General features: G+C 37.6%; 15 protein-coding genes and 1 other annotated feature. Of the genes, 14 read left to right on the top strand and 1 reads right to left on the bottom strand.

The features are described 5' to 3' along the window. Positions 1-23 precede the first annotated feature (23 nt). The 11 genes from hutU (at position 24) to CD33_RS04385 (ending at position 14,253) form a co-directional block, all read left to right on the top strand. A complete protein-coding gene (gene hutU / locus CD33_RS04335) occupies positions 24-1,700 on the top strand; it encodes a urocanate hydratase (RefSeq protein ID WP_036198544.1) in 1,677 nt (558 codons plus the stop codon). Beyond that, positions 1,700-2,956, top strand: coding sequence for an imidazolonepropionase (hutI, locus tag CD33_RS04340; RefSeq protein WP_036198545.1), 1,257 nt, complete (start codon positions 1,700-1,702; stop codon positions 2,954-2,956). The genes hutU and hutI overlap by 1 nt, the downstream gene beginning before the upstream one ends. A 1-nt stretch (position 2,957) precedes the next feature. Further along, positions 2,958-3,932: an agmatinase family protein gene (locus CD33_RS04345; protein WP_036198546.1), complete on the top strand. Its 975-nt coding sequence runs from the start codon at positions 2,958-2,960 to the stop codon at positions 3,930-3,932. A gap of 238 nt (positions 3,933-4,170) precedes the next feature. Next, entirely contained in the window at positions 4,171-6,237 is a 2,067-nt protein-coding gene (locus tag CD33_RS04350) for a methyl-accepting chemotaxis protein (RefSeq protein WP_036198547.1), read from the top strand. Positions 6,238-6,537: 300 nt separating this feature from the next. Next, positions 6,538-7,521 carry an alpha/beta fold hydrolase gene (locus CD33_RS04355; protein WP_036198548.1) on the top strand — a complete coding sequence of 328 codons (984 nt, stop codon included), beginning with the start codon at positions 6,538-6,540 and terminating at the stop codon, positions 7,519-7,521. Positions 7,522-7,671: 150 nt separating this feature from the next. Beyond that, positions 7,672-7,945: a binding site (T-box leader), on the top strand. A 66-nt stretch (positions 7,946-8,011) separates the two neighbouring features. Further along, on the top strand, positions 8,012-9,250 hold the full coding sequence (locus CD33_RS04360) for an MFS transporter (protein WP_036198549.1): 1,239 nt from the start codon (positions 8,012-8,014) through the stop codon (positions 9,248-9,250). A gap of 857 nt (positions 9,251-10,107) precedes the next feature. Beyond that, positions 10,108-10,491, top strand: coding sequence for a GntR family transcriptional regulator (locus CD33_RS04365; RefSeq protein WP_036198550.1), 384 nt, complete (start codon positions 10,108-10,110; stop codon positions 10,489-10,491). Between the two features lie 2 nt (positions 10,492-10,493). Next, positions 10,494-11,174 carry an ATP-binding cassette domain-containing protein gene (locus CD33_RS04370; protein WP_036198552.1) on the top strand — a complete coding sequence of 227 codons (681 nt, stop codon included), beginning with the start codon at positions 10,494-10,496 and terminating at the stop codon, positions 11,172-11,174. Continuing rightward, positions 11,171-11,998, top strand: coding sequence for a hypothetical protein (locus CD33_RS04375; RefSeq protein WP_036198553.1), 828 nt, complete (start codon positions 11,171-11,173; stop codon positions 11,996-11,998). The genes CD33_RS04370 and CD33_RS04375 overlap by 4 nt, the downstream gene beginning before the upstream one ends. 14 nt (positions 11,999-12,012) lie before the next feature. Next, a complete protein-coding gene (locus tag CD33_RS04380) occupies positions 12,013-13,209 on the top strand; it encodes a hypothetical protein (RefSeq protein WP_036198554.1) in 1,197 nt (398 codons plus the stop codon). Between the two features lie 339 nt (positions 13,210-13,548). Beyond that, a complete protein-coding gene (locus tag CD33_RS04385) occupies positions 13,549-14,253 on the top strand; it encodes an MraY family glycosyltransferase (protein ID WP_036198555.1) in 705 nt (234 codons plus the stop codon). 126 nt (positions 14,254-14,379) lie between these two features. Here CD33_RS04385 and CD33_RS04390 read toward each other — a convergent pair whose 3' ends face one another. After that, positions 14,380-14,721 (bottom strand): BRCT domain-containing protein, encoded by a 342-nt coding sequence (locus CD33_RS04390; RefSeq protein WP_036198556.1) that lies wholly within the window; start codon positions 14,719-14,721, stop codon positions 14,380-14,382. A 352-nt stretch (positions 14,722-15,073) separates the two neighbouring features. Between CD33_RS04390 and CD33_RS04395 the strand changes: the two genes are divergently transcribed. The 3 genes from CD33_RS04395 to CD33_RS04405 all read left to right on the top strand — a co-directional run bounded on the left by CD33_RS04395 (position 15,074) and on the right by CD33_RS04405 (position 18,465). Next, entirely contained in the window at positions 15,074-15,862 is a 789-nt protein-coding gene (locus CD33_RS04395) for a lipid II flippase Amj family protein (RefSeq protein ID WP_036198601.1), read from the top strand. A gap of 406 nt (positions 15,863-16,268) precedes the next feature. Beyond that, positions 16,269-17,693, top strand: coding sequence for an aspartate ammonia-lyase (gene aspA, locus CD33_RS04400; protein ID WP_036198557.1), 1,425 nt, complete (start codon positions 16,269-16,271; stop codon positions 17,691-17,693). 313 nt (positions 17,694-18,006) lie between these two features. Further along, positions 18,007-18,465, top strand: coding sequence for a GNAT family N-acetyltransferase (locus CD33_RS04405; protein WP_036198558.1), 459 nt, complete (start codon positions 18,007-18,009; stop codon positions 18,463-18,465). The last annotated feature ends 529 nt before the right edge of the window (positions 18,466-18,994 follow it).

Here is an 18,994-nt window from a genome sequence, read left to right on the forward strand (position 1 = left end):
CAAACACTTGGAGGGAAATGAATATGAAAGAGACAACAAACAAGAAAGTGATCCGTTATAGAGGGTCAAAACTCAATACGAAAGGTTGGCAACAGGAAGCTGTGCTTCGTATGTTAATGAATAATCTGGATCCGGATGTGGCGGAAAGACCTGAAGATTTGGTGGTGTATGGTGGAATCGGAAAGGCTGCGCGCAACTGGGAGTCTTTCGACAAAATTGTCCACTCGATAAAAGAGCTAGAAAGTGATGAAACATTGCTTGTTCAATCAGGAAAGCCTGTTGCCATTTTTAGAACACACACCGATGCACCACGTGTGCTACTTGCAAATTCCAACATTGTCCCAGCCTATGCAAATTGGGAAACGTTCCATGAGCTAGATAAAAAAGGGCTGATGATGTATGGTCAAATGACTGCTGGCAGCTGGATCTATATTGGCTCTCAAGGGATCGTCCAAGGAACATATGAGACTTTTGCCGAGTTGGCAAAACAGCATTTCAACAATACGCTTGCAGGTACCATCACGGTTACGGCAGGTTTGGGTGGGATGGGTGGTGCACAGCCGCTCGCTGTAACGATGAATGGTGGTGTATGCATCGCAATTGAGGTGGATGAAACTAGAATAGATCGCCGCATTGAAACTCGCTATACAGATGTAAAGGCCTATACATTAGATGAAGCGATTCGATTGGCTGAAGAAGCAAAGAGCGAAAGCAAAGCTTTATCGATTGGGTTGTTGGGGAATGCATCGGAAATACTACCTGAAATGATTGCAAGAAACTTCATCCCGGATGTTCTAACAGATCAAACATCCGCCCACGATCCGCTAAACGGTTATATTCCTAGCGGGATGTCACTGGAAGAAGCAGCACTTCTAAGAAGCTCGAATCCAGAGCAATATGTAAAGTTTTCAAAAGCATCGATGGCAACGCATGTAAAAGCAATGCTTGACATGATGGAAAAAGGAGCCATTACTTTCGACTATGGGAACAACATTCGTCAAGTTGCCAAAGATGAAGGGGTTGCCAATGCATTCGACTTCCCTGGATTCGTTCCAGCATATATTCGTCCACAGTTTTGTGAAGGAAAGGGACCATTCCGTTGGGTCGCATTATCGGGGGATCCTGAAGATATTTATAAAACAGACAAAGCAATTTTACGGGAATTTAGTGAGAACGAACATTTATGCAATTGGATTCGTATGGCGCAAGAAAAAATACAGTTCCAAGGCCTTCCTTCCCGAATTTGCTGGTTGGGTTACGGCGAGCGTGCCCGATTCGGGAAAATCATCAACGATATGGTTGCTAGTGGCGAGCTAAAAGCACCTGTTGTAATCGGACGCGATCATTTGGATTCTGGCTCAGTAGCCTCGCCAAATCGCGAAACAGAAGCGATGAAAGACGGATCGGATGTTGTAGCAGATTGGCCAATTTTAAATGCAATGCTCAACGCAGTTGGAGGTGCTACTTGGGTTTCCGTGCATCACGGTGGAGGAGTTGGAATGGGATACTCATTACACGCAGGCGTAGTGATTGTCGCGGATGGTACGAAAGAAGCAGCAGCACGTCTTGAGCGAGTATTGACAACAGACCCGGGTATGGGAGTCGTACGTCACGCCGATGCGGGTTATGAACTTGCCAAGAAAACGGCACGTGAAAAAGGAATCAAGATGCCGATGCTTGATGAAGGGGATGACCAGTAATGACAAAACCTATCTGGATTAAGCATGCGTCACAACTTGCAACACTTGCTTCAAATATCAATGGTCCACGCACAAAAGAAGCGATGTCCGATCTGGGCATCATCGAAGACGGCAGCATGTGGGTTGAAGATGGGATCATACAAGCTGTAGGCAGTACGAAAGATCTGGAAAAACTCTATTCAGGAAAGCTTCATGAAGCAGAAGTTGTAAATGCGGCGGGACATCTAATCACGCCGGGATTGGTGGACCCTCACACACATGTTGTTTATGGGGGAAGCCGTGAACAGGAATTTGAAATGCGCCTTCAAGGTGCAACCTATATGGATATTATGAATACCGGCGGGGGGATTCATGCGACAACCCGAATGACAAGGGAAGCAACCGAAGGGGAACTGATTGAGCAAACGACACGCCGGCTCGATTCGTTTTTAGCCCATGGTGTCACAACGATTGAGGGAAAAAGCGGCTATGGCATGAATGTTGAGACAGAGCTGAAGCAATTGCGGGTCATGAAAAAACTGCAGGAGCAGCATATGATAGATATCGTTCCGACCTTTATGGGTGCCCATGCCGTGCCACCTGAATATAAGGGACGTGAAGATGAATTTATCGAATACTTGATTCGAGAAATGTTACCGGTAGTAGCCGAGGAAAAACTGGCTGAATTTAATGATGTGTTTTGTGAAAAAGGCGTTTATACACCCGAGCAATCGGAGCGGATTTTGGAGGCGGGAAAACGTTTTGGGTTGATTCCGAAAATCCACGCAGATGAAATTGAGCCATACGGAGGAGCTGAATTGGCCGCCAGAATTGGGGCCATTTCCGCAGAGCATTTGTTAAAGGCGTCCGAAGCCGGTATAAAAGCGATGGCAAACTCCGGTACAATTGCGTGTCTTCTTCCAGCTACTGCCTTATATTTGCGAGAAGAAGCGGCAGCAGGCAGGAAAATGATCGACTGTGGAGTGCCTGTGGCGATTTCGACGGATTGCAATCCAGGGTCCTCACCAACAACATCCATGCCGCTTGTGATGAATTTGGCCTGTATTTCGATGCGTCTAACGCCTGCTGAAAGCTTGACCGCAGCAACTTATAATGCGGCTTGTGCAATCAACCGGCAGGAGCAAGTAGGGTCACTTGAAGTCGGCAAACAGGCAGATATCGTATTATGGAATGTAAAGAGTTACCAAGAATTGCAATATTTATTTGGCGTCAATCATGTGAAAACGGTTTGGAAAAACGGGGTAAAGGTGGTTTAATATGAGCGGGCATTGGCTTCAATACCCTGAATGGACATGGAATATTGCGGAAGAAATGCAACCGACTTATGTTCATCAATGGGTTCAACAACTGAACAATATAACATCTACACCCGATATGATTGTTTATGGAGCGCCCATTTCGAGATCGTCCATCAGTGTGTCGGGGGCTTCCCTTTATCCGTCCGAGTTCCGGCGGGCGTGGAAAGGTTTTGCGACATATAATCTGGATGAAGATGTTGACTTAATCCACTATAAAGTGGCAGATGCCGGTGATGTGGAAATGCATACGACAGATATTCTTTTATCACATCGACGGATTCAAGAGGCAACAACGTATGTAGCAAAACACTTTCCAAGTTCAACTACTTGCATGATTGGCGGTGACCATTCCACAACTGCGTGTGCGGTTCGGGGGATTAAAGAAGCTTTTCAAGATGAAACGATAGGGATTTTACAGCTCGATACTCATCTTGATGTGAGAGATCCCAATGAATTGGGGCCTGCAAACGGCACGCCCATCAGACAATTAATTGATGGGCAGATTGTCGAGGGTGGGAATGTATTCAATATCGGTTTACATGGCTACTATAATGCAAAGCCTCTCATTGACTATGCAAACGAACACAACATCCAAATGGTGACATTAAAGCAAGCACGCAAGAGAGGGCTTATCAAGACAATCCAAGGTGCGCTTGAGCAACTAACGGCAAAAGTTGACCGTATTTATGTAACAGTTGATATGGACGTACTTGATATATCAGTTGCACCTGGAGTACCGGCTTCCACTCCGGGTGGTATGACTTCGGTCGAATTGTTTGATAGTCTGCTAGAAATCGGCAAACACCCAAAAGTCAAGCATGTTGATTTCGTTTGTCTGGATCCAAGCAAAGATTCGGTCGTTGCCGAAACGGTTAAAACCGGGGTGTACGCATGGTTGCAATTTGTGACGGGGTGCAATTTGCGGACCGAATAATTTTGGTGTTTTGAACTTCATTGCAATTCCCTGATGAAAGATACTATTGGCTAGTTTTTGCAGCTTATAGTATCTTTATTTTTTATATAAATCGGGTACCCCCGTTTATGTGCATTCGTAGATTGTTCGAAGAATGATGATAGAAGCTCCTTTTTGAACAATTAGTTAATTAAATAATCAATATTGAAGATAATAGCTATATAGGAATTTTAATAATAATTGTCCGTAGGAGGAGTGTATGAAATTAAAGCATCGTAGGAGAAGTATCGCATCATCGTTGATTTCGTTTCTTATTCCTATCATTATCACCGCATTGATAGTTATCTCTGCCATTGGATACACCTTTTCAAAACAAATTATTACAAACCAATTGGATTATGCAATGAATACCAAGCTTCAAGAAACTGCACAAGTTATTGCAACGATATTGGAAAAGGAAAAAGGGATGGCACAAAGTTTGGCAAAAACAATTGAAGTAAATTCCGATTTGCTATCTGATGAAGACTATAATGCTTTGTTAAAAAAATATATTCCTCTGTACAATGAAACATTTGGTATGGGAATTTGGTTTGAGCCATCTGCTTTCAAAGGAAAAGATAAGTATGCACCTTTTGCTTACAAGAATGGGGAAAATATAGTGATTGATAACTCATATACGACAGGGAATCTAGATATATGGAATACAGAATGGTATAAAAAAGGTTCTCAGCCGGACGGAGGGTGGACGAAAGCTTATTCCGATCCTTCTACCAAAGTTTCGATGGTTACAGCCACTTACCCTTTTATGGATCAAAACGGCGATTTAATGGGTGTTGTTACAGTTGATGTTGATATTAGTAGTATTCAAAAATTGATTACTGATACCATAATTGATTACGATGGAAAAGCTATATTGGTTCAAGATGATGGAATCCTTCTAGGTGGTGTGGATGAAGAGCGTTTAACGAAGGAAAACATACTAGACGATAGCAATTCCTCATTGGTGAAAGCGTCAGAATTTATGTTAGCCAATGAAGTTGGGGAAACAGAATTTACTAAAGATGATGAGAAGTATTTCTTTTACTTCTCCACAATACCTAATACTAATTGGAAAATAGGTATAAATGTAAGTGAATCGAATTTATATGATAGTTTAAATAAATTGTTAAGTATTTTTGTTGTATCCAGCACCTTGTCAATTGTCATTGTCACTACAGCCATAGTTGTTTTCTCAAACCGTATTGGCAGAACAATTAGGAAATATAGCGGTATTGCTGAAGTTGTGGCAAATGGCGGTTTAGCGAATGAATTTAAGGAATCGGACTTGGAAAGAGGAGACGAGCTTGGTGGGATAGGAAGGTCTCTTTACAGGATGCAAAATAATTTAATAGATGTAATAAAGAATTTTCAGGAAAATGCCTTGAGCATTGATGATCATGCCCAAAATCTCTCTTCTTATTCCCGGCAAATGAGTGATGCTTCGGAAAAAGTTGCAGCTTCTGTTACTAGTGTTGCTGGAGGAGCAACAGAACAACATGAGAAATTAAAAAGAATAAATAGAAGAATAACACAATTTGGAGCGAGCTTGGATTTTATGAATCAATCCATCAATGAGGTCGATTCTTCTGCTAATTCCATACTAAAGATGGCTAATGAAAGTAGTGAGGAAATGACGAGGATGACCCAATCCTTCGAGTCATTAAACATAAGCTTTATGGAATTAATCGAGCGGGTGAAATCGGTTGAAGTAAATATACGAAATGTTAACGAAATGACAGAAATCATTAACTCAATTTCTGATCAGACAAATTTGTTGGCATTAAATGCTGCCATTGAAGCTGCAAGAGCTGGAACAGCAGGAAAAGGTTTTGCTGTTGTAGCAAAAGAAATAAGGAACTTGGCAGAAAAGAGCAAAGAATCTTCCGGAAAAATAGAAATGATCATTAATGGCGTTTCACAAGATACAAAGGAAATGGTTGCATCAACAGAAGATGTGAGTAAAGAACTTTTATTACAAAGACAGCAGTTAAACGCGGCAATTAACTCTTTCCAGGAAATCATTAAGGCTGTTGAAATTATTTCTCCTGAAATAAAAGATACCAAAGAATCCTCGTTGATGATTCAGAAAGAAAAAGACTTAATACTTGATGAACTTGATCAAACAGGAGCAATAGCAGAGAATGTAGCTGCAACAGCAGAAGAAATTTCGGTTTCAGCAAAGGAGATGTCCTCTTCGATAGTAGAAGTCACTGCTTCGGCTGTTAGCTTGGGTGAGATGACAGATGAGATGAGAAATAAATTGACCTTCTTCAAGATCAATAAATAGAATATGAAAATGAAGACAGTACAGGCATGAACCTCTTAAAATTCTGCCTGTTTTTGCTCTTGAAGTCAATTCAATTTAAATTAATGAACCTTATAGAACAAGATTGTGTATTATCCGGAAGAACGTTTCAAAGGAAGTGATGTACGCAATAACTTGATCTGTTCATTTAAGACTTATGTTTATTAGAAAAGGTGTTTAGTACATCTCAAGCCCTAGCTGAAAATAATCCTAAGGATCATTACCGCGGTATTCATTCACACGGTACAATGTATTTAAAACCTATAGGAAAGCAGTGAAGAGATGAAAACTAAAAAGAAATTTAAATTTTGGATTATTATTAGGAATACTTTACTAACTTTATTGGCAATAGTTTTGGTTCTATTCATTTCAAATCAGTTTTTGACTGCGTATGAACAGGAAAAGTACGAAGCGGGTGGGGAATTAGTAGATGTGGAAGGAGAAAAAATACATGTATATACAAAGGGTGAGGGCAAAAATACGATAGTTTTATTACCTGGTCTTGGAACTGCAGCTCCCACACTGGACTATGAACCTTTGATAAATGAAATGGCAGAAAAAAATAAGGTAGTAGTGGTTGAACCATTTGGTTATGGATGGAGCGATATTACGAAAAAGGAACGGACAGTAGAAAATATTGTAGAAGAAATTAGAATGGCCTTAAAAAAGGCCGACATAGAAGGTCCATTTATTTTAATGCCCCATTCGCTTTCAGGAATTTATAGCATGTACTTTGCCAATAAATATCCTGAAGAAGTTAAAGCAATTGTAGGAATCGACCCAACGTTGCCTGGGGTATTGGAGTATTATGGTGAATCTGCTCCTACCATGCCTGAATATTTGAGCTATTTGGCACCCACTGGAATTGCCAGATTAGCCGTCTATATGAATCCTGAAAGTATTTTACCTATAGCGGAAGATGGAATATACACTGAAAGTAATTTAAAAATGACAAAACGTCTATCCGCTTGGAATGGCTATAACAAAACTATAGTAAATGAGGCCAATGAAATTGAGAGTAATATTGAAGTAACAGAGGAAATGAAATTCCCTGCAGATATGCCGATTTTAATCTTCACTACCAAAGAAAATAATAAAACAGATAATGACAAAAACAAGGTGACTTTTTATGAAACCCAGTTAACGCATTCTCCTGGCAGCAAAGTTATTACTCTTGAGGGGCATCACTATCTACATTGGACGCAGTATAAAGAAATGGGCAAGGAAGTGAATGAGTTTATACGGTCAAGTGGAGACAATCGGTAAAACAAGTGTATTTGAAGATGGGATCTAGTATTTTGTAGCGAAGTCCTACGCAAATACAAACCATAGGCAATATGACTTTTTAACAACGCATCCAAAAATATTTATGAATTCTATTCAGAAAATGATTGAATTGTAGTAGAATAATATAAATTAAAAGCGATGAAGAGAAGAGTATATATGTTTAAGCATTTCAGAGAACTCCGGCAGCTGCGAAGGAGGATGTACAATCATATAGAAACAAGTCTCGGAGCTGCACATAGGATATTGTCTTTGTGGCATTGATGATGTGCCGGGTTTCTCCCGTTATAGGGATAGGGTATACCCTATGGATTTTAGGTAGTACTCGAAAAGGTTTTTATGGCGACATAAGAACAAACTGGGGTGGCACCGCGAACTTCTAAATTCAGGGAGTCTCGTCCTCAAGTCTAAATGACTTGGGGGTGGGATTCCTTTTTTGTATTAACAAATTGTGAATTTAGGAGTGAATAGGATGTTGAAGTTTAAGAAGTGGAAGAATCCATTCTTGCTATTATTTGGAATTGGTGTTTCAAATCTAGGTGCCTGGATTTATTTAATTGCACTAAACCTTATCATTCTGGAACAGACAGAATCCCCGTTGGCTGTATCTTTGCTTTATATTCTGATACCAGTTGCGACATTATGCACCAATTTATGGTCAGGAAGTTTTATCGATAGATTAAATAAAAGAAATTTGATGATTTTCTTAAACTTAATAAGAGCATTGTTAATATTTTTTCTTCCTTTTATGGAATCATTGACGTTCATTTATTTTTGGGTATTTGTTATCAATATGGCGGGTTCAATTTTCGAGCCTGCGTCTATGGCGTATATGACAAAGCTTGTTCCTAAAACAAATCGACAACAATTTAATGCCCTTAGAAATTTCATTAATTCCAGCGGCTTTATATTGGGCCCTTCGATTGCCGGCTTTCTGTTTATCCTGGGTACGCCGCATCTAGCTATTCAATTAAATTCCCTAGCATTGTGTATATCGGCATTAACCATGATTCTGCTCCCCAATCTGGATTTCGAAGGAGTGGATGCGATGCCTGCAAAAGTAAGCCTAGGAGTGATCAGAAATGATTGGTACCAGATTGTTAAGTTTAGTAAATCGAAGGGGCATATTGCATTGGTCTATATGCTTTTCAGTGGGGTTATAGTGTTTATGACCGCGTTAGACTCCTTGGAAGCTGCGTTTGCGACACATATTCTTTTCTTAACTGAAAGTTCTTATGGTTTTCTTGTAAGCATTGCGGGGATAGGAATCATTATAGGATCGTTGACAAATGCACTATTTGCCAGTCGCTTTAGAACAAATTTACTTCTTGGTTTTGGTGCAATTTTTGTACCGATTGGCTATTTGATTTTTGCCTTCTCACAGAATTTTATTGGAGCATCTATCGGATTTTTCACCTTAACCTTTGCCCTGTCATTTGCCAATACTGGTTTTCTAACGTTTTATCAAAATAATGTACCTGTCGAAATTATGGGAAGATTTTCAAGCATATTTGGGTTGCTGGAAGCATTGCTAATCATACTATTCACTTTGATTGTGGGGATTCTAGCTGAATTGACTGGGATTCGAATCATATATATTATAGGTTCTTTTGCTTTCTTGATACTGGGATTTATTATGAATTTGGTCGTGTTGGATAGATCGAAAACAAGCTATTATCAGGAAAAAAGTTCAGAAGGAGAATCTTATTAACCCTAAGTCTAATAGATCATAGCTGATTATCAAACTGAGTACTTAGTTAGGAGGCGCATTTTTTAGAATGCGTTCAGACTATTGAACAACACTTTCATTTTGCGTTGGTTGTCTCGTTGGTCCCCTCATGAACGTTATGTTCTATTTGTTTCTTCACTCGACTGCCCGTCTTGTCTGCCAAGCGTTTTCAAAGACAGTCTAGGTAGTCCTTCATTTAAGGAAATAATCTAAAAATAACGTGTAGACAAAGTTGCAACCCGACTTTGTCTACACGTTGGGTGCATTCTTTTAGAATGTGCTTTTTATCTTTTAGGAATAGAAGATTAGGGGCGACACTATATATGTCAATAGAAAATAAGATAGTGACCAATACGAATCCGTTTAAATTAATGAAATAACTGCAAGCCGTGATGTGAATTGTATAATTAGGTAAAAACAGTGGGGGCGCACTAATGGGATAATTATATTTGGCCATATTTCAGGGTCTTGAATTAATGCTTTTTTTAGACTCTAAAACAACAGGGTGATCTTAATATAGGTTTTGTATATTATTACAGCTTCGACGATTTTTTACGGGGAATCAATTCATAGACCACGTTTTACGAGATTAGCCATTTTTCAACCCTTTTTAACTTTTGCCATAATCTGGTTGACACATTATCTGTATTAAGCGTATAATACACCGTAGATATCTGCTATACATTCAATATTTTTTTGAAGATTGTGTATTAAGTGTTTAATACACAATCATAGTGGAAAAGCGCAGTGATTCGTCAGGATTCTATAATTAATCCAGTCTTATGCGCAAACTGTATTAACTTGTTAATACACCGAAATAGGATGTGGGAGTTGGTCTATTGAATATAAAGTTTAATAATCGCGATCCGCTTTATGTGCAGGTTATCCAGCATTTTAAAGAGCAAATTGCCAAGGGATATTTTGAACCAGGTCAGGTAATTCCATCAAGAAGGGAACTGGCAAATCAATTGAAGATTAATCCCAATACCGCACAGCGGGCATATAAGGAAATGGAGGAACTAGGTTTGATTTTTACTGAGGGAAATATGCCAAGTTGCATCACGAAAGATAAAGCAGTCCTTAAAAGTGTCCGTGAGGAGATGATTACTGAATCGGTTGAATTATTTCTGAATTCCATAAAATCCATTAACGTCCCCTTATCTGAAGTATTGGAGGTAGTAAAGAAAAAGTATGATGCAAACAGCCGAGAAACGGAGGAATAAAAATGATTGAAGTGAAAAATGTCAAAAAGAAATATGGTAAAAAACTAGTCTTAGATAATCTTTCCTTCACTGCAGCAAAAGGTGAGATTACATGTTTAATCGGAATAAACGGAGTAGGGAAAACGACAATCATGAAAACTATTATGGCACTTACTCCAATTAATAGTGGGGAAATATTGATTGATGGGGAAAAAATCAGGAAAGAAAGCTTCGAAAAAATTACCTTTATTCCGGATACGATCACGATGTTGCCGCAAATGAAAATTAGTGATGCTTTTGAATTTATGGCAGATTTTTATAAAAATTGGAATACACAAAGAGGTGAAGAACTACTGCATTTTTTTAAGCTAGACCCTAATGAACGGATAGCCGATTTATCGAAAGGAAATATGGCTAAAGTCAATCTACTATTAGGCTTGGCATTGGATGTAGAATACTTACTAATGGATGAACCATTTTCAGGAATAGATATTTTCTCCCGTGAACAAATTGCGGAAGTATTCACTAGCCATTTGATTGAAGATCGTGGAGTGATTATCACCACTCATGAAATTAATGACATTGAACACTTGATTGATAAAGCAGTGCTTATTGAGAACGGTAAAGTAGTGAAGGAATTTAACGTAGAAGAAGTTCGTGAGAATGAAGGGAAGTCCGTAGTAGATGAGGTGTATTCTAAATGAAAAACTATTCGAAACTTGTTAACTTCGAAATCAGCCGATTTTTAAAATTTTACCTTATTCTAATAGGATTGACAATTGTCTTCCAGCTAATTGGAGCAATTATTATGTCAAAAGAATATGTTTCTTTTTCAAATAAGGTTATTTACGAAGAGCAAATTCCAGTTAGTCAATATATTGAACAATACGGAACTTTTCTTTTTCAAAATTATATTAATTCTGTATGGTTTACGATGCCTATCTTTTTTTGTATCGCGATGTTGATGATTTATGTTTTCTTTATTTGGTATCGGGATTGGTTTGGGAAAAATACGTTCATATACAGGTTATTAATGTTGCCGACCGAAAGAATTACAATCTATTTCGCAAAATTGACGGCAATTTTACTCATGGTCCTTGGTTTGATTTCTATACAAATAATACTAATGGCATTCGAAATTCAAATTATTAATAGTATTGTACCAACGGAATTCCAAACGTATTTGTCATTTAATGAAATTTTTAAATTGCAAATATTATCTTATCTGTATCCTAACACATTTACTGATTTTATACTGATTTATGGTTTAGGGCTAATCTTAGTAGCTGTTCTATTCACTGCCATTTTATTAGAGAGGAGTTATCGTTTAATAGGTATTTTCTTCGCTATTGTATATGTGATACTTTCGTTCGGTATCTTTATTTCACCATTGTTAATGGATGCCCTTTATACAGACTTTTTTTATCCACTTGAAATCTTTGGCATGGTAGTAGTAACAAGCATTATTGTTCTAGTAAGTACCATTTGGATAGCGAATCAATTGCTAAAATATAAAATCAGGGTCTAATGGGAGGGTACACAATGAAAAAGTATTGGAAAACGCTATTAATTAGTTTAGTCATCATCACAACAATCGGTACTTACTATATTCAAGCACCAATAGCTTCTAAAAACGCTATTTCATTTAACATTGAAACAATTAGCGGAAATAAGAAAGAGATTGAAAACCATATTATTGAAGCTAGTTACTTAAGTGGGAATATTCACCGTCAATTGTACATATCAAAGGATGGTTCAACAAATAGGATGAGCGATTCTATCGTAAACGAGATTCTTCCTTTATCGTCGATACCGCGCAGCTTCCAAAAATATATACAAGAACACCGAAACTTTATGCGTGGAAAAGAATTAGTCCCAAGTAATTACTATGAAGACGAATCACGCTTGATTTACGGAACTATTGCAAATAAAAATAAAAAAATCATCAAAGGAGAGCCTTTAACATTCCAAATTGAGATACTCGATAAAGATACGAATGACCATTCATCATTTGAAATCAATACGCCAGCCCTGGAAAGTATTGAGTGGATTAATGTGAATGACCTCCGTGTGGATAATGGCAAAATAAAGATATTATCAACAAACTTTCTCTTGCATGGGGGAGAGGAGTTGCACGTCTACACTTTTGATGAAGATACCAAACAAATAGAAGGTGACAGGATCATTGCTAAATCGAACCCTGAAGAGAGAATCGTTTCTGGTATTCGTATTTTTAATAATTTTAATAACTTCAAAAATGAGAACTATTACCTCTATTTAGAAAAAAACGACAATGACTCAGGATATGGGAACTCTAAAGGTATTACTAGCCAACTATTTCTTTATAATAACACCACAAATGAGGTAGAAGAATTAAAGCTTCCTGAAGAATTAGAACCACATATGAACTATATGACTCTTGAAGGAAAAGATATATTTATTCCTGTTCCTCTAGCTCATGGCTTAAAATTAAACCGATATAATATTGAAAGCAAACAGTGGGAGGAGCCATTAAACTTTAATTATTCAAGCACTACGAATGATAAAGAACACCCTTTTTTACAACTTATAAATGGTAAACTCTATGCAGTGAGCCGGGTTAGTGATGGGCATTTGCTCTTTATCGGTGATTTACTCAATGGAAAAACATTGTATGAGGGTAAAATTACCGATGAAAATAGAGAAAATTTTGATAGGGATTACTCACTTTACATCGAACAACTATACCTTGCTGAATAAAAATAGTAATCTGGTAGTAGAATGCTATTTCAGTCAAGGTCAGCTAGAAGATTTTTCAAAATACAATTTTTATTAAAAAATAATTAGTTCCTCGATAGTGTTTTTAATACCAATGCAAGTATATGGTAAAATATAGCTTTTTTACTTAGGGTGAATGATTTTGATTTAAGTTACTTAATGGTGGACGCATTTACTAGGAATGCGTCTTTTTGCATTAGGTTGAGAAATTTCAGAGGAAGACTAATGAATGGAATTGGATATTTATGTTAAACTATTACAAGAAAATAAAAGTTACTTAGAGTAAAGGGCAATATATAAGATTCAGCGGGAGGGGAAAGTTTGTTATATGTATCTCTATTAATAGGTTTGGCTGTAATCGTTATTACCATTAAGCTAACTGGGAAATTCCAACTATCGAGCATTTGGTTGTTGCTCGGTCAAATGATGGCGTCCTTTATATTGATGTTTTTCGGCAATCTAGAGTTAAGCCACATTAATCATATGGAATTAGGGTATTTAACGATCCCATTTTCTTTGTTATTCCTTCTAGGCATTACTAATGTAATGAATACAAGAAAAGAGCAAAGTCCTTTAATTTTGTTGTTGCCATGCATTGCGTTCTTTTGTTTTTTCATAGCAGGCCAAATCATGGGTGATAAATCTGTATCGATGATAGCAATAATTGCTGCTCTATCAGTAATGTCGATATTGCTGTACGGTCATTTTTCAGGTAGAGGAATAATGGGGAAAACTCTTACTACCTCTATCGGTTTTGTTATAGCGATGCTTTCACTTTCTTTATTGAAAGTTTCTTTTGTCATGATTTATGTGCCAATATTTACTTTAGCGTTGCCTATAGTTCTATATCTTTTCGTTCGAAATAAATTTACGGACAGACAAGCAACTTTTATCAGTTCATCTGCAGCGGTTTTATTCAGCGCTATAATATTTGTGGCACCCTTTATGATAATCTGGAATATGATCATTGGCTTAACGGTTATTCTGGTTATCTCACAATTATCCAGCAAATACCGTTTTATCTAGTTAGTGATCCATAAAAAAAGAGAATGCTTGTATTGTTGGAATGTAAAAAAGCCTATTTTAGTGAAATAGGCTTTTTTATGTGAAATTTCGTACCTCGTCGAGCAATCGTTATTTTAGAAATGGTTCTTAAAATGTGGGAAGAGTGTCTTTCGGTATTGACAAAACCCACAAAAAATCATCCTCCAGCATGATCTGTATGTTAAAGCCAAGGCTCAACAAATGCTCTGCCTTCAATTGTTTCGAAGAGATACCGCGCCGTTTATTTCCAAGAATTAAAAAGTCCGTATCTTTTGTGACAGCCCCTTGCAAAATTCCCCCAAAATCGCGCACTTTCTTGGCTGCTTCCATCCTTGTCATGCTGGAAAGAGCCCCTGTAAACACGATCCTTTTATCACAAAACGGATGTATTAAGTGCCGAGGTGAATCCGAAAGCAGGATCACTTCCGTATCGTCTATATTTTGTTTCATAACACTTCACCTTGTTCTTGTTGAAAATCTTTCTAGATGTAACGTCTACTGACCAATTGACATTAATTCGAAAAAACTGTTGTAAAATGATTCATTCAAGAAATATGCACTTTTCATATATGAAACTATATCCTCAATTGGCTCGAAAATAAAGATTATATCTAACTCTAAATTTTATCCTATCCTATAAAGGAACATGGCTGTTGCTATAAAATAATAGTAATTAATGGAAACTAGTTCTTCTTTGAAATCGTCTTGGTTTTTATAGAGTCCCAAGTGTTTCCTCGCTTCTTCTTTAAAAAATAATAGTAAAGTAGGGTGGATTTTGGAATTTTTTACGACACAATTAGTGATGATAGCATTATTTACTTTGATCATCCATTCAATTGAAACATTAGCCTATTCAGTTCGTTTATCTGGGGCAAGAGTGAGACTATTGGCTTCCGCACTTTCATTATTTAATGTGATGGTAATGATCTCAAGGTTAGCCAACATGATGCAACAACCTTTTACGGGAAGCTTGGTAGATAACGCTCCGAAAGATAATGCATTGGAATTGGTAGAAAATCAGTATCGATTTCTCATTGGATCAGCTACCTTGGGCACAATAATCGGTTTACTGTTATTGCCGACATTTATTGCGATTTTTTCAAGGGCTATCGTTCATTTAGCGGAGGAACGTGGATCGATTCCCGCATTAATGAAAAAAGGGTTTACAACTACTTATATCATGCGGGCGAAAAAACATATTCATCTACCTAGAGTTGCTTATATAAGGGATATGAACTGGCGTGATATACCAATTAAATTATTTTGCATCAATATGTTGATTACGGCAATTTATACAATTGGTGTTCTATCGGCATTATACGCAGCCCTGATTGTACCGGACCGAGGTACAACCGCTGTAATGGCATCCGGATTAATAAACGGTATCGCCACAATTTTGCTGATCGTTTTTATTGACCCCAAAATATCGATTCTAGCCGATGAAGTAATCAACGAAAAAGGAAGCTATGTTGGTTTGAAAAACGCCTCCATTATGATGGTGACATCAAGGTTGATGGGAACGCTTTTAGCACAGTTACTATTCATTCCAGGTGCCAAATATATCGCCTGGTTTACGCAATTTATAGTTTAAGTGAAGCATTTTTTCGGCCGAATCGCTATATTTCACTATTGGATTTAAAAACGATAATTGGCATTTGAAAGAGTTGATAAGTGGTAATTTAAAGATACTTCATCAAAAAATGTATGGTGATAATTAAGTGAGAAATTAGAACTAGTTTAGGCATAGATTATAAAAACATCTTATACAAAAGGAAAAGAAAACAAACGATTCTTGTTTGATTTCTTTTCTTTTTATTTTGGTCGCTGCCGATGTTCAATTATTAGAATTTTAAGATGATTACGTGAATTTAATTTTTTCTTTTTTTATCTCAAAATGAGATGATATTGTGCTAATCTAGAGATAGATTCGTAACTTAAATAACTTATACGTGTAACCTACATTTATTTGATTACATGTAGAATTGGAGATTAGTAATATGGGAATTACAGAACTTCGTATTGAAAAAGATTTTTTAGGCGAAAAGGAAATACCAAAGGACGCATACTATGGTGTACAAACTGTGCGGGCGGTAGAAAACTTCCCGATCACTGGATACCGAATTCATCCGGAACTTATTAAATCTTTGGGAATCGTTAAAAAAGCTGCAGCCCTGGCAAATATGGAAGTTGGTATGCTAAAGAAAGAGATTGGTGAATTCATCCTGCAGGCATGTGATGAAGTGATTGCTGGGAAATGGAATGACCAATTTATTGTTGATCCGATACAAGGCGGTGCGGGGACTTCCATCAATATGAATGCAAACGAAGTGATTGCTAACCGTGCACTTGAGCTGATGGGGGAAGAAAAAGGGAACTATACAAAAATTAGCCCAAATAGTCATATCAATATGTCGCAATCAACAAATGATGCTTTTCCGACTGCTACTCATATTGCGGTTTTAAGCTTAATGAGCCAATTACTGAAGTCATCTAAAACGATGCAAAATGCATTTGTTTCTAAAGCGAATGAATTTGCAGGTGTTATAAAAATGGGCCGTACGCACCTTCAAGACGCTGTACCGATTTTATTGGGACAAGAGTTTGAGGCGTATGCCAGAGTAATTTCTCGTGACATCGAGCGTATGTCACTTTCAATTCAACATCTATTTGAAGTAAATATGGGCGCAACGGCAGTTGGTACAGGACTAAATGCAGACCCTTTATATATTGATGCAGTAGTTCGCAATCTTAGTGAACTAAGCGGATTGCCGTTAAATCGCGCGGAACACTTAGTGGATGCGACTCAAAATACGGATTGTTATACAGAAGTATCTGCAATGCTGAAAGTTTGCATGATCAATATGTCAAAAATCGCCAACGATTTACGTTTAATGGCTTCCGGACCTCGTGACGGTTTATTCGAAATCATATTACCAGCCCGTCAACCTGGTTCATCGATTATGCCTGGTAAAGTAAATCCGGTAATGGCGGAAGTAGTAAACCAAGTCGCTTTCCAAGTGATGGGGAACGATTTAACGATTTCACAAGCATCTGAAGCAGGGCAATTTGAATTGAATGTCATGGAACCAGTTTTATTCTACAATTTAATTCAATCGATCTCGATTATGAATAATGTATTTACTGTATTTACAGAGAACTGTGTACAGGGCATTAAAGCAAATGAAGAGCACCTGAAAGAATATGTGGAACAAAGTGTAGGAATCATCACTGCTGTAAACCCGCATATTGGCTATGAACTTGCTGCGCAAATTGCAAAAGAGGCAATTGCCACAGGGGCATCTGTCCGTGAACTTTGCATTAAGTCAGGTGCTTTGACGGCAGAACAATTGGACAAAATATTAGATCCTTATGAAATGACACACCCAGGTATTGCCGGTGGCAGAACTTTGGTAAATAAGTAAATCCAGGCTAATGAACAAATAAACCAGATTGAGTGCGTGAAAGCTTTAAAAGCTTGGCAATCAATCTGGTTTTTCTAGTATGATAATTTAATCAGATAAGAGAGGGATAGTTGAGAAAAACTAGATAAGTAATAAAGTGGAAAAAATGGTATGATTGAAAAGTCTAAAATATTAGATAATCTCTTCAAGTAATCGTAGTTAAAGGAGGCGTTCAATATGATAGCAAAATTTAATTATATGAACAATTACCATATGGGGACAACGAATAACTAAAGTATTATACGTATCCCCGAATATTGAAAGGGGAAAAAATATGTCTATAGAGAATGTGGAAATCATGGAATTAAATGCGGATAACTGGTATGACTGTTGTCTATTGGAAGTTGCAACGGAGCAAAAAGGATTTATTGAATCTAATGCCATTTCCATAGCACAATCAAAGTTCGAACCTAGCTTAAAGCCATACGCTATTTATGCTGGAAAAAAAGTAGTTGGCTTTTTGATGTACAATTCCGTCCAGGAAGAGCTCGATGGTTACTGGGTATATAGAATAATGGTTGATAAGAACCTCCAAGGCAAGGGTATAGGTAAGGTTGCTACACAATTAATGATATCAGAAATGGCCAAATTACCGAATGCGACAAAAATTATTGTCGGGTATCATCCTGAAAACCTCGAAGCACATCATTTATATAGATCCTTGGGATTCATCGATGAAGGTAATAGGTTCGGCAAGGAAATGGCAGTAATAAAACATCTTACAGATCAATAGATTGGCAGTCACCAAAAGAGGCTGGGACATAAGCCGAAAACACCATTTTTCCGAAAGAAGGAAAATGATGTTTTTTTGATGTAACCTAAATTGATTTCCGTTGCGAAGGACGAGCATCCAACGGCACGGCTCGAGCCTGTAGTCTCAACCTCATGCTGTTCCCCCAGGAGTCGCCCCTCCCCTCCAATCAATTTATATAATATCAATTTCTTAATATAGATTTGTCCATAATTTTAAGAAATTTTTACTTCCGTCCCGGCCTCTTTATTAGTTTCAGAAGCCTATCATTGGCACAAAATGTTCGCTCAACAGCGGTTATCGAAAGAAAATAATTAAATTTTACAGGACAATAAAATAGCACTTTTCAACAATCGCGCTATCCTTGAACAAGGATTAGCTCTAGTTTGATTTAGGAGAATGGTCACTGTAAACCTGTATTTATACTCACACCTTCCCGCATATTCATTCTTAAAAAATGGGATGGATGCAGAATTAGAAGGGTGACTAAATGTTGCAAAACAATCAAAAA

Source organism: Ureibacillus sinduriensis BLB-1 = JCM 15800 (assembly GCF_000772955.1).
Taxonomy (GTDB): domain Bacteria; phylum Bacillota; class Bacilli; order Bacillales_A; family Planococcaceae; genus Ureibacillus; species Ureibacillus sinduriensis.